This window comes from Bartonella sp. ML69XJBT (assembly GCF_028618515.1).
Taxonomy (GTDB): Bacteria; Pseudomonadota; Alphaproteobacteria; order Rhizobiales; family Rhizobiaceae; genus Bartonella.
Map to the genome: position 1 here is coordinate 89303 of NZ_JAQITB010000005.1, position 13483 is coordinate 102785.

Consider the following 13483-nt stretch of genomic DNA (forward strand, 5'->3'; position numbering starts at 1 on the left):
TTAAAATAAGGTCTTTTTAAAATGAAATTTATCTTATACGGGTTGAGAAATGTTTGGAAGACTTACAGATCCTACGGCTGGTGCTTTTCACGCACTGGCACATGAACCGATTGTTTTATACACATGTATTGCGATTTTTGTGGGTGGTTTAATTGCTGTTCTTGCTTTGACAGTACTTGGATGGTGGGGAGTCTTATGGCGAAATTGGATTACAACAGTTGACCATAAACGCATTGGCATTATGTATATAGTGCTTGGTATTATTATGCTTGTTCGCGGTTTCGCGGACGCAATTATGATGCGAACGCATCAGGCTTTGGCTCTTGGGAGCGAAACAGCGGGTTATTTACCTCCTGAGCATTTTGATCAGATTTTTTCGGCCCATGGTACCATTATGATTTTTTTCATGGCCACACCGATTTTATTTGGTCTTTTCAATTATATTATACCACTTCAAATTGGTGCTCGTGATGTTGCTTTTCCTTTTGCCAATAATTTGGGATTTTGGATTACAGCTGCAGGAGCAATACTGATTAACATATCACTAGGTGTTGGTAATTTTGGTCGTGGTGGCTGGTTGATGTATCCACCTTTCACAGAGTTGCAAGGAAGTCCAGATACAGGGGTAGACTATTATTTATGGTCACTTCAATTGTCTGGTATTGCAACAACGATGGGAGCAATCAATTTTGTTGCAACTATGATAAAAATGCGAGCACCTGGTATGACGATGATGAAAATGCCCGTCTTTTGTTGGAGTGCTTTCGTTAGCAATGTTCTTATTTTAGTGATTTATCCTGTCTTAACTGTAGCGTTTGCTCTCTTGGCATGTGACCGTTATTTGGGCATGAATTTTTTTACCAATGTTGGTGGTGGAAATCCAATGGTATGGATTAACTATGTTTGGATTTTTGGGCATCCTGAAGTTTATGTTTTGGTTGTTCCTGCTTTTGGGATTGTTTCTGAAGTTGTCTCAACGTTTTCTTCAAAACGCCTTTTTGGTTATACTTCAATGGTATGGGCAATGTTGGTTATTTTGATTCTTTCACTTGTTGTTTGGGGACATCACTTCTTTACAATGGGAGGGGGAGAAGCTGTCAATACCTTCTTTGGTCTTGCTACGATGATCATTGCGGTTCCGACGGGTGTAAAAGTTTTTAATTGGTTACTAACCATGTATAAAGGGCGGATTCGTTTTGAGCCTCCAATGCTTTGGTGCATGGGGATGATCTTTACATTTGTTGGTGGTGGATTAACAGGTGTTTTATTATCTATTGTGCCTGCGGATTGGCAATTTCATAATTCGCTGTTTTTGGTAGCGCATTTCCATCACACAATTATTGGAGGTGTTGTGTTTGCCTATCTAGCTGGACTTGCCTTTTGGTTTCCAAAAGTTTTTGGTTATAAACCAAACCGGATGCTAGGCATTGCATCTTTCTGGTGTTGGTTCATTGGTTTTTATCTTGCCTTTTTTCCAATTTATGCGCTTGGGTTCATGGGCGCAACGCGCCGTCTCCAACATTACATGGAGCCTAGTTGGCAGCCGATGTTTATGATTGCAGCATTGGGGGCTTTTATTATCTTACTTGGTATCCTTTGTTTTGTGCTGCAAGTTGTTTTGGCAATTTGGTACGGTATTAAGCATAAGGGACACTTACCAATAACGTTAAATGATTCCTGGGGTGATGCACGTACGCTTGAATGGTTTACCTCTTCACCACCTCCTTCCTATAATTTTGCAATTATCCCAGAGGTGCGCTCTGATGATGCCTATTGGAATATGAAGAAGAATGGTTATCAGCGTCCAACAAATGGATTTTCAAAAATTCATATGCCGTCAAATACATCGGCAGGAATTATTGCTGGGTTCTTTTCATTAGTTGTTGGTTTTGCACTTGTTTGGCATATTTGGTGGCTTGTTGCGATTGGAATGATTGGTTTTGTTGCAACGATTGTGCATCATTCATTAACAGGTGATCATCATGGTTACTATATTCCAGCTGAAGAAGTGCAAAAGACAGAAGATGCTTTTACAGCTGTCCTTAAAAAACAGGGAGCAACAGTATGAGTACGATGACAATGAAGAATGCTCACATTGATGAGCACCATCACGACAACAGTTCGGTCATGACGTTTGGTTTCTGGGTTTATATCCTTTCGGATTTGATCTTATTTTCGACACTTTTTTCAAGTTTTGCTGTTTTTTCTGCTTCTTATGGTGGAGGAAAAGCAGGCAATGAATTTATTGATTTAAAGTTTGTTTTGGTTGAAACTGCTATTTTATTGCTTTCATCAATTACTTATGGGTTTGTGATGGTACAAACCCATAAAGGTAATCTTAGTAGTGTGCGTGTATGGATGGCTATAACCTTTGTACTCGGATGCTGCTTTATTGGCATGGAAATTTACGAATTCCATGAACTTTTGGGCGAAGTATTTTATTACGACCCTGGTGCTTATGCTGGTATTGATCCTGCAACGGGTTTGAAGCTTTTTGGAAAAGAAGTTTTATCTGCTTATTGGTCAGCGTTTTTTGCTTTGGTTGGCACCCATGGTCTTCATGTGAGTGTTGGTCTTCTCTGGATGGTGGTGATGTTTTTTCATCTGCGTCGGAGTGGTTTGGATCAGGATAATAAAACGCGTTTAGCATGCCTTTCAATTTTTTGGCATTTGCTTGATATTGTATGGGTTGGTGTTTTCACCATGGTTTATCTGTTAGGAGCGCTGTAATGAACATGCAAAACGAAACACATGGTCCCAGTACTGGTTCCTATTTAATCGGCTTTATTCTGGCTGTATTTTTTACTTTGGGTTCTTTTATTCCTGTGATGTATGGAATGATGGAGAGTTGGGCAATTAGTACAAAAGTTGCATATCTTATTGGAATGGCGATTATTCAAATCATAGTGCAGATTGTTTTCTTTTTGCACTTGAATTCTGGCCCAGATGCGAAATGGAATTTAAGTGCTTTGTGGTTTGCAGCCATTTGCGTTTTGATTATTATTGGAGGTACGTGGTGGGCTATTTCTCATTTGAATTATAATATGATGGGTGGTTCAGGACGTATTATTGAGCCGGAAAGAACAACAGAAGATAGTTCTATATCGACGGACAAATTATCAGAGAAACAGAAGCCAACAGGAGATTTGTTAAGTACTCAGGTTTCTACAGAGCAAGGGCCGAATACACCAGCTTCTGTAGAGCAGGCACCAGGTGTGGAAATGCCTATGGGGCAAGTACCAAGTACACAGGCTCCTCTAGAGCAGGCACCAGCTGTAGAAATGCCTATGGGGCAAGTACCAAGTACACAGGCTCCTCTAGAGCAGGCACCAGCTGTAGAAATGCCTATGGGGCAAGTACCAAGTACACAGGCTCCTGTAGAGCAGGCACCAGGTGTGGAAATGCCTATGGGGCAAGTACCAAGTACACAGGCTCCTCTAGAGCAGGTACCAGGTGTGGAAATGCCTATGGGGCAAGTACCAAGTACACAGGCTCCTGTAGAGCAGGCACCAGCTGTAGAAATGCCTATGGAACCAGCACCAAACACGCAAGCGCCTGTGCAGTAAAATTATCAAGAGTAAAAATATTCATAGAGCCAATGCCAAGTGCATTGGCTTTTTTGTAAGTTTTAGTCACAAACAAGATTATGGGGGCAAGATTATGGGGCGCAAGGTGAGTGATAAACAGAGGGGCAGAGAGTAAATTTAAGAGGCATCATTTTGAATATATGTTTATTTTAAACGAAAAAGTCTATAGGTGCTTAAGTGAAACCTCAATTTTGACCTGAGGTAAGCAGTCATTTGGAGAAGCTATAATATTATTTTCATACGATTGAAAGGGGGGATGAGAATTTTGAAAAGGTTTCACAGTATGTTAGAATAAAACCATAACGGACTACAAAGAGAAATTTGGAGAATAATCAGAAAGTTTGATGAAAGTCGTTTCGATAACAATTATTGGTGCTGGTTCTTTTGGCACGGCATTGGCGATTGCTTTGGCTCGTAATGGCCATCGTGTTTTACTTTGGGGGCATAATCCTCAGCATATCAAAGAATTACAGAAATATCGCTGCAATCAAGCATTTTTACCAGATATTCGATTTCCTGAAAATCTATCTCCCGAAGTTTCGCTTGAAACTGCAATAACAGCGAGCCAAAATATATTAATTGCGGTTCCAAGTCATGTATTTCACCAAGTATTATACAATATCCAACCTTATTTGGATCAACATTCACGTATTATTTGGGTAACGAAGGGCTTGGAGCATGGTACAGGACGCCTTTTACAAGAAGTTGCTTGTGAAATTTTAGGAGATAAAATTCCTTTGGCGATTTTTTCTGGACCAACCTTTGCCAAGGAGATTGCTGTTGGTTTGCCTACAGCAATTACAGTAGCAGCTTCTGATGTTGAATTTAGTAAAGAGTTACAGCAACTTTTCCATTGTGATAAAAGTGTTAGAGTTTATAAAAATTCTGATATGATTGGCGTTCAATTGGGTGGAGCAGTCAAAAATGTTATTGCTATTGGTGCAGGAATATCAGATGGCATGGGATTTGGGGCAAATGCTCGAGTAGCGCTTATCACACGAGGATTAGCTGAAATCAGTCGTTTGGGTGTTGCTATGGGTGCTGAACTTTCCACATTTATGGGCATGACAGGTTTAGGTGATCTGGTTTTAACATGTACGGATAATCAATCGCGCAATCGCCGTTTTGGTATGTTGCTGGGTCAAGGAATGAATATAAAAGAAGCGCAAAAACAGGTTGGTCAAGTTGTTGAAGGTTATTTAAATACTAAAGAAGTGCATGCATTAGCACAGCGCATAGGGTTAGAAATGCCAATTACAGAGCAGATCTATCAAGTCCTATTTTGCGATAAAAGTGTAGTCGAAGCAGCCAATACATTATTGAGCCGAGCACTCAAAGATGAAATACATGATACAGTATGTTTCTAAACTATTCGCACAGATAAAAGATATGGTAATAATATAACAGAAATTTTGAAGCTTATTACGCTGACCATAAGACAAAACAATAAGATTCTAGCAAATAGCAAATGAGAGGGCTATAGGAGCTAATCTTTTACACGATATAACTTAAGCATGGCAATATGGGTTAACCATGAAAAACTAAACCCCTTCTTACACCATATCTTTAAAAAATAAGCTATTTTCTTCAATTACAGATTCTACAGATGAGAAGAAAGCATTCAACACATTTTAAAAAGGCTATGTAAATAGTCATTTTCGCACTTTAATAAAGCATTATGAAGATTCATTCTCCCTGTGTCTCCTCACTTTGTTTTAATTCTTCAAGTGTTGGCATAGACATAATGTTATAGCCTGAATCAACATAATGAATTTCACCAGTAACGCCTGATGATAAGTCAGAGAGTAAATAAAGAGCAGATTTTCCTATTTCATGAATATTTACGGTGCGGCGCAATGGCGCATTACGACGTTGATAGGAAAAAATCGCACGTGCAGCTGCAATACCATTGCCCGCTAAAGTTCTCACAGGTCCAGCTGAAATTGCATTAACACGAATATTTTGAGGACCAAAATCCGCAGCTAAATAACGTACCATAGCTTCTAAAGCGGCTTTAGCTACACCCATAATGTTGTAATTAGGGACAACTTGTTGTGAAGCTCCATAGGTAAGTGTCAAAAGAGCACCTCCATTGGGCATAAGTTTACCAGCGCGCTGAGCGATTTCAGTAAAAGAATAAGCAGAAATAACCATTGTACGCTGAAAGTTTTCACGTGTTGTTACATCAACATAACGTCCTTTTAATTGATTCTTATCTGAAAAGCCGATGGCATGAACAACGAAATCAATCGTTTTCCATTCTTTTTCAAGATGTTCAAAGACACGATCGACATCTTCAATTTTTTCAACATCGCATTCAAGCAACAATTTGCAACCGAGCTGTTCTGCTAAAGGTTGAACACGTTTTCCGAAGGCTTCTCCTTGATAGGTAAATGCCAATTCAGCTCCTGCTTTTGCTAGTTGGCATGCAATGCCCCATGCAATCGAATGGTCATTTGCAACCCCCATAATAAGGCCACGTTTGCCCTCCATCAAACCTTTCATATTATTCTCCGTAAGACCGTGCTTTTTTCAACCAGCTAAGAATCCCTATTTATGCATAGCGTTGGAAAATGAGCGTTGCATTGGTACCGCCAAAACCGAATGTATTTGACAATACAGTATTAAGTTGTTGATGATCACGACGTTCACGAACAATGGGCATATCAGCAAAAGTTGGATCAAGCTCTTCAATATGGGCGCTCTCGCAAATAAAATTATGATTCATCATTAACAATGTATAGATTGCCTCGTGAACACCAGCGGCTCCTAAAGAATGACCGGTCAGAGATTTTGTGGCGGAAATTGGTGGGCATTGATCACCTGCTCCAAAGATACGGCGAATTGCTTCTATTTCGGGAGGATCACCAACAGGTGTTGCTGTTGCATGAGGGTTGATATAATCAATTTTATTCTTTACGGTTGCAAGCGCCATGCGCATGCATCGTTCTGCTCCTTCACCGGATGGAGCAACCATATCATGCCCATCCGATGTAGCGCCATATCCAACAATTTCTCCGTAGATTTTTGCGCCACGCGCTTTGGCAAGTTCGAGCTCTTCAAGAACCAAAACACCTGCTCCACCAGCAATAACAAATCCATCACGATTGACATCGTAGGCACGTGAAGCTTTTTCTGGTGTGTCATTATACCTACTGGACATCGCACCCATAGCATCGAAGAGTACAGATAATGTCCAGTCTAAATCTTCACAACCACCAGCAAAGATGCGGTCCTGTTTGCCATATTGTATCAATTCATAAGCATTTCCAATACAATGATTAGAGGTTGCACATGCTGAAGAAATTGAATAGTTCACGCCTTTAATTTTAAAAAAAGTTGCAAGTGTTGCGGAGGCTGTAGAACTCATTGCTTTGGGTACGACAAAAGGACCAATGCGCTTTGGACCTTTTTGCCGTGTAATATCAGCAGCTTCAACGATTGACTGAGTTGAAGCGCCTCCAGAGCCCATAATGATACCCGTGCGTTCATTTGATACGTCATGGAGCTCTAAACCCGCATCAACAATTGCTTGATCCATAGCGATGTGATTCCAAGCAGTTCCACGTCCATGAAAACGCAAAGCACGTCGATCAACCAGTTCTTCTATATTAACATCAGGTTTACCGTAAACTCTGCTACGAAAACCTAATTCAGCATACTGAGGTGCATAAGAAATTCCGGATTTGGCTTCATACAAACTGGTTAAAACTGCCCCTATATTATTTCCAATTGCAGAGACAATTCCCATTCCAGTTACAACAACGCGACGCATCCATACCTCCTTGTTTCATACAGAATAACAAAATGTCCTGTTAGCAGAAATAATTTTAATCTTCTTTAAATAAGGCAACACGTAAATCACTTGCTTTATAGATAGCTTCTCCATCTGCTTTTACCCATCCATCTGCTATTCCTAACACCAAATTTCCACGCCGGATACGTTTAAAATCTATTCCATATTCAAGAAGTTTGGTTTGCGGAGTTACCATACCTGATAATTTTACTTCACCTGTTGATATAGCTCTCCCTTTTCCTGGTTCACCTAACCAGCCTAGAAAAAAACCTGTTAATTGCCACATACCATCCAACCCGAGACAGCCTGGCATAACTGGATCACCTATAAAGTGACAATCAAAGAACCATAGGTCTGGGGTAATGTCAAATTCAGCGCGAACCATTCCTTTATCGTATTCACCCCCAGTTTCACTAATTTGGGTGATTCGATGAATCATCAACATTGGTGGGGCGGGTAATTGTGCATTACCTTTACCAAACATTTCGCCGCGAGCACAGCTTAGAAGCTCTTCATAAGTATAGCGAGACTTTTGTTCAGCCATTTTTACTCCATTTGTTTGCGTATATTTTGACTTCTGTGCTTTTCCCCAATCTACTTTTAGAGCAAATTTTAAAGAGAGGGAAATGATTTTATATCATTTTTAATGACAAAAGCCCTTTTTTATGTATCCTGTGTGTGATTATAAAAAATTGTAATGAAAAATTATATCACACTGTTTCCATTTTTTATATTTTACTTATTTGAACAGAATTATATTGTGGTTTTAAACATGTCAGTGAACGCAGACAATTTCATTTTCAATCAAGAGCAGCAGCCTGCAAAAGATTGTGAGAAGGTTATACGTTATTATTCGATTTCTACGTTAGAAAAGTATTTGCGTAAAAATGGTTTGCGACCAACACGTCAGCGGTTAGAACTTGCTCATATGATTTTTTCTCAAGGTAACCGTCATATTGCTGCTGAAGAGCTTTATGAAGAAGCGGTAAAGGCAGGTGTGCCTGTATCTTTGGCAACGGTTTATAATACGCTCCATCAATTTACGGAAGCGGGGTTATTACGGATTATTGCTGTAGAAGGTTCGAAAACTTGGTTTGATACCAATACATCTGATCACTACCACTTTTATATAGAAGGTGAAAATCGTATTCTTGATATTCCTTGCGATTTAGGAGAAGCGCCTATTATTGGGAATTTGCCTAAACCACCAGAAGGTATGGAAATCTCACATGTTGACTTGATAGTTCGATTAAAACCGAAAAGCTAATTTGATTACAGAACATGAGAGAGTTCAATAAGAGATAAAAATTAAGCTTTATTGGTTAAAACGTTCATCAATTATTTACTTTTTCATCAGGATAGATCCCCCATAACAGGGATTGAGGAAGCCAGCCTCGGATATTATTGATGCTTAGTTCGCACCACTGTCCATTACATTGGCGAATATTACCAATGACATTGGGCTCTACTTCTGCTACAAGTTCTGCGTTGTCTGCGGGACTTTTGCGTAGCATCAGCCTTTTTGTTTTATCTTTTTGCCATGGAATGGTTATAGCGGTCCTTTTTCCAGAGAGAAGCGATTGATAGATCCACCCCTCATCACCTTCAGTATCACGAATTTTGCGCCATTGGTCGTATTCTTGAATAATTTCAATAGGAAGCCCCTGTTTTTTGTAGGTAAAGAGAATAGTATAATTGCTTCCTGGTCCGATGCGCACATTCACACGGGTAGGTTTAATGGAAGCAAACCGTGGCAGTGGTAAACCACTTGGTCCTAAATTCTGCCCTGAGTTTTGCCCTGAATTTTGATTGACTGTTTGTGCGTGCACAAAACGAGGGGAATTGAATACAAAAACACCTGCTGTGAGGATACATGATGTGAGTACTGAGAATCGAAACCAACGAGAATATTGCACACTTAAACCTTTAATTTTTTTGTTTCTCTATATTGGCAATCTAAGATCTGAAAGAGAGAATTGAGAACTGATAAAAGCTATGGCACACTGCTAGTTAAAGAGATCTAAACAATAAGGAAATGGTTACAAGAATCATGGAATAAGTTAAGATAAAAATTTAAACTGCTTAATGTTTTCTTTATGTATGAGAGGGTACCTTTAAATCAACAGTGAATTTTTCATCCAGTTATATGATTGAGATAAATATTGAGTGGATTGAAGTGTATACGAGTTATATCAGCTTTTATAAACAGATTTGCGGTAAGGTATTGTGCCTACCTATTTGATTTATTTCATCAAATGATGCAAAAGCTGTATTTGTCTTATGGTTAAAAAACTGTTCAATGAGAGCTCAATAGAGAAATAAGCATGTAACTTGAAAAGCAGTTTTAGAAGAGAGAGAAATATGCTCTCAATGAGATGTTCAAATACAAAAGCATTCGCACTATTGAGGATAAACCAAAATGGGAGAGGCTATAATTTCACAAACATGAGACAATTTCGGATGCTAACATTTCTTACAAGCTTTTTATTTTGGTTATAAAATAACACTATTTGTTTAATGAGTAATGCTAGAGTGCGGTAAAGCAAATACAGGAGCCTATAAGAGCTTCTCATGAATTCCAAATTGTCATGAAACACCAAAGATCATAGAGTTTTATTGTCTCATTTAATAAATGTTAAGGAGAAAGACTGCATGTCGGATATTTATACCTTCTACACGCTCAATTGCATATTGTCATAGCTAATTATAATTCGTGATTTGAGCTGATTAAGAGAATTTGAAAGATGCTAAAGAGTGAGTAGAAAATAATAAAATCCTCAAAAGAATGTACATATGAAGAAAAAATAATATTAAGAGGTAGAAAAATCTCTACACTATGTTATACTCTGCGTGATAGCAAACAGCTCCCACACACGGCATAATGAAGAGCTAAATAAACCCACTCATTATAACGAAGACTAACCGCTACGATCTAAACAACGTACCAACGCACAACAGCAGATGAACAAAACCAAAAACGATAAAGAATACCTCTCATCGTACTAAATTATTTGAACACTTTACCCACTGTTATTGCTACGAAATTCTATAGAGCAAAAAACACTACTTTATCGCACAAGCTCGACCGTTATTAAACAGCACCTTCTCTTTGCGCACGTTTACGAGCAAGCTTACGTGTACGGCGAACAGCTTCAGCTTTCTCACGAGCACGTTTTTCCGATGGCTTTTCATAATAACCACGCATTTTCATTTCACGAAAGATACCTTCACGCTGCATCTTTTTCTTCAATGCGCGTAGCGCTTGATCAACATTATTATCACGAACGAGTACTTGCACTATCTATCCTACTTTGTTTCACTGTCATACAATAATAGAAAAAACTAGTCTCTCTTAAATAGATATCTAAAAGGACATACATCATACGTACATTATACGCACAATACAGGTACACATACCACATAAAGAAAGTGTTTGTCTATATCGCTTTTAAAATTTTATTTTTTTGCTGTCGGATACTTTTCATAATGAATGATTGAATTTACAGATATAAGCTTATGAGAGTCCTTGTATCTGGTCATTTTCATCAAGATAAATTTTCTCAGCAACAGGGTAATGCGGTAAGCCAGGCATAGTCATGATATCTCCGCAAATGACAACAATAAAGCCTGCACCTGCTAAAAGACGAACTTCACGTATAGGAATTTCAAAATCAACAGGAGCTCCGTATTGAGTAGGATCAGCACAAAAAGAATAGGGTGTCTTAGCCATACAAATAGGGTATGTGCCATAACCTTCTTTTTCCCAACATTCAAGCTGCTTGAGAAGAGGGGCAGAGATCATAGCTCCACGACCACCATAGATATTTTTTATAATGGAATTAATTTTCTGAACGAGAGGAAGATCATCTTGATATAAAACTTTGAAATGAGAATCTTTTTCTTCAATTAAGGCAACGAGTTCCTGTGCAAGTGCTACTGCGCCTTTGCCCCCTTGTTGCCAATGTTTACAAATAATAGCCTTATGTCCGGTTGTTGCAACTATTTTTTGTAACGTACTTATTTCAGCATCGCTATCGGTATCAAAATGATTAAGTGCGACGACACATGGAATACCATAGTATTCCATATTTTTGATATGTCGTAAAAGATTGGCTGCACCCTTTTCTAAAGCGGCAATATTTTCTTTTGTCAGATCATTTTTATTCACACCACCATTCATTTTTAATGCACGAATTGTTGCGACAATTACTGTAGCATTCGGGATAATACCTGCTTGTCGACATTTTATATTGAAAAATTTTTCTGCTCCAAGATCGGCTCCAAATCCTGCTTCTGTGACAACATAATCAGCAAGTTTTAAAGCGGTTTTGGTTGCTATAACTGAATTACAGCCATGAGCAATATTGGCAAAAGGTCCTCCATGCACAAGAACAGGATTATTTTCGATTGTTTGTACAAGATTAGGTTGCATAGCATCTTTAAGAAGAACTGTCATTGCTCCCTCTGCATTGAGATCAGCAACTGTCACAGGTGTTTTATCATAACGATAAGCAACGATAATTTTTTTGAGTCTTTGCATAAGATTTTCTAGATTGTTGGCAAGGCAAAAAAGCGCCATAATTTCTGATGCAACAGTAATATCAAAGCCAGTCTGGCGAGGAAAACCATTGGTTACTCCACCCAAGGAAGTGACGATGTCACGCAATGTACGGTCATTCATATCAAGGACTCGTCTCCAAACAATGCGACGAGGATCGATATTCAGAGTATTTCCCCAGTAGATATGGTTATCTATCATTGCAGCAAGAAGATTATGAGCCGCTGTAATAGCATGAAAATCACCGGTAAAATGTAAATTAAGATCATCCATCGGTACGACTTGAGCATAACCACCTCCAGCAGCACCACCTTTGATACCAAAACAGGGACCTAAAGATGGTTCTCTCAAGGCGGCTATGGTTTTTTTTCCGATGAGATTGAGAGCATCATTAAGACCAACCGTTGTTGTTGTTTTTCCTTCTCCAGCAGGTGTTGGATTTATAGCTGTAACAAGGATAAGTTTCCCATCCGGATTTTTATTGAGTGATTTTATGTATGCAGAAGAAATTTTAGCTTTATCATGTCCATAAGGAATGAGATTTTCAGGGGCAATACCGATTTTTTTTGCAATTTCAGTAATGTGTTGCTTTTGAGCAGTGCGAGCAATTTCAATATCTGTTTTAGGCATGGAAGAACCCTTTAAACTTGGCTTTTGTTGACATTGAGAGCGTGTACTATAATCAGACAAGATAACCTATAGAATAAAAGGGTACAAGACATCATAAAAATTGATGACATACTGTGGAAGAGGGAATACTAAGGAATACTAGAGTGAAAGAAATGTTATAATTTAAAATAAAGAATCCCTCCATTTTTAATTCTGATAAGCTTTGAGAAAGGGTACGTGATTGAGAAAAAATGCATTTATATTAGAAACTGTTCATGAGAATGAACCGTTGCGTTTTTGGAGCTCATTACAACGCATTCTTCTCAATTTTCCTCATATTATGAAGGAAGAATGTTATAGCTTGAAAAGTTTTGTAATTTTTTAAGGGTGAAGATTTTTTCAAAAGAAGATAAAATATTTTATTTTGCATTTTAAGAAATGCAAAAAATTTGCAAAGATTTCCATTATTGAGGAATGAAAACGCATTAAATATCCGCTGTATCTAAAAATATCTCGAAAAGAAGCTTTGATTCGCAATTATTAAGGAGCAAGTATGATGCAATCTGACAACGCCACAAATACAATGGGAAATAGTTCAATAAAAGAAGTATTATTAAACCCCACTACTGAGGAAAATAGAGATTTATAAAAGTGGCGCACCCGAAGAGATTCGAACTCCTGACCCCCAGATTCGTAGTCTGGTGCTCTATCCAGCTGAGCTACGGGTGCATAGATTCCCAATTTTCTATCTTACCTAAGACAAAGGGTTCCTAATCGTTTCATGAAGGAATTGCAAGCAAAACTTGGTGGAAATAAAAATTTTACCTCTCCGTTTATGATATATTTTTAAAAAGGCTGCTCTATTTTCAGGTTTTAGTTGGATTTTGAGACGGTTGTTTTTGTATTTTGTAAACAGTATCATTTAAGATGAAC

At 38.4% G+C, this 13483-nt stretch carries 10 protein-coding genes, 1 tRNA gene and 1 pseudogene; 5 read left to right on the forward strand and 7 right to left on the reverse strand.

The genetic code is table 11. The annotated features are described in order from the left end of the window. Positions 1 to 49: 49 nt before the first annotated feature. The 4 genes from cyoB to gpsA all read left to right on the forward strand — a co-directional run bounded on the left by cyoB (position 50) and on the right by gpsA (position 4954). Positions 50 to 2068 (forward strand): cytochrome o ubiquinol oxidase subunit I, encoded by a 2019-nt coding sequence (cyoB, locus tag PVV68_RS03010; RefSeq protein WP_273720189.1) that lies wholly within the window; start codon positions 50 to 52, stop codon positions 2066 to 2068. Continuing rightward, positions 2065 to 2730: a cytochrome (ubi)quinol oxidase subunit III gene (locus PVV68_RS03015; protein ID WP_273720188.1), complete on the forward strand. Its 666-nt coding sequence runs from the start codon at positions 2065 to 2067 to the stop codon at positions 2728 to 2730. Before cyoB ends, PVV68_RS03015 begins: the two co-directional genes overlap by 4 nt. Then, a complete protein-coding gene (gene cyoD, locus PVV68_RS03020; protein ID WP_273782655.1) occupies positions 2730 to 3566 on the forward strand; it encodes a cytochrome o ubiquinol oxidase subunit IV in 837 nt (278 codons plus the stop codon). Before PVV68_RS03015 ends, cyoD begins: the two co-directional genes overlap by 1 nt. 365 nt (positions 3567 to 3931) lie before the next feature. Continuing rightward, positions 3932 to 4954, forward strand: a complete 1023-nt coding sequence (gene gpsA / locus PVV68_RS03025) for an NAD(P)H-dependent glycerol-3-phosphate dehydrogenase (protein WP_273720293.1) — start codon at positions 3932 to 3934, stop codon at positions 4952 to 4954. A gap of 319 nt (positions 4955 to 5273) precedes the next feature. Here gpsA and fabI read toward each other — a convergent pair whose 3' ends face one another. Genes fabI through fabA form a run of 3 tightly spaced genes read right to left on the reverse strand, consistent with a single transcriptional unit; the run spans position 5274 to position 7927 of the window. Further along, positions 5274 to 6092, reverse strand: a complete 819-nt coding sequence (fabI, locus tag PVV68_RS03030; RefSeq protein ID WP_273720185.1) for an enoyl-ACP reductase FabI — start codon at positions 6090 to 6092, stop codon at positions 5274 to 5276. A 49-nt stretch (positions 6093 to 6141) separates the two neighbouring features. Next, positions 6142 to 7362, reverse strand: coding sequence for a beta-ketoacyl-ACP synthase I (fabB, locus tag PVV68_RS03035; protein ID WP_273720184.1), 1221 nt, complete (start codon positions 7360 to 7362; stop codon positions 6142 to 6144). A 55-nt stretch (positions 7363 to 7417) separates the two neighbouring features. Continuing rightward, entirely contained in the window at positions 7418 to 7927 is a 510-nt protein-coding gene (gene fabA, locus PVV68_RS03040; protein ID WP_273720182.1) for a 3-hydroxyacyl-[acyl-carrier-protein] dehydratase FabA, read from the reverse strand. A 228-nt stretch (positions 7928 to 8155) separates the two neighbouring features. On the opposite strand from fabA, the gene irrA reads away from it, so the two are divergent. Further along, on the forward strand, positions 8156 to 8650 hold the full coding sequence (gene irrA / locus PVV68_RS03045) for an iron response transcriptional regulator IrrA (protein ID WP_273720180.1): 495 nt from the start codon (positions 8156 to 8158) through the stop codon (positions 8648 to 8650). 67 nt (positions 8651 to 8717) lie between these two features. On the opposite strand, the gene PVV68_RS03050 is transcribed toward irrA, so the two are convergent. The 4 genes and pseudogenes from PVV68_RS03050 to PVV68_RS03065 form a co-directional block, all read right to left on the reverse strand. Beyond that, positions 8718 to 9299, reverse strand: a complete 582-nt coding sequence (locus tag PVV68_RS03050; RefSeq protein WP_273720178.1) for an SH3 domain-containing protein — start codon at positions 9297 to 9299, stop codon at positions 8718 to 8720. A gap of 1147 nt (positions 9300 to 10446) precedes the next feature. Beyond that, positions 10447 to 10681: pseudogene (gene rpsU / locus PVV68_RS03055) on the reverse strand (30S ribosomal protein S21). Positions 10682 to 10897: 216 nt separating this feature from the next. Next, complete coding sequence (locus tag PVV68_RS03060) at positions 10898 to 12571, reverse strand: formate--tetrahydrofolate ligase (protein ID WP_273720176.1); 1674 nt, start codon at positions 12569 to 12571, stop codon at positions 10898 to 10900. Positions 12572 to 13202: 631 nt separating this feature from the next. Continuing rightward, positions 13203 to 13279 (reverse strand) — tRNA-Arg (locus PVV68_RS03065). Positions 13280 to 13483: the final 204 nt, after the last annotated feature.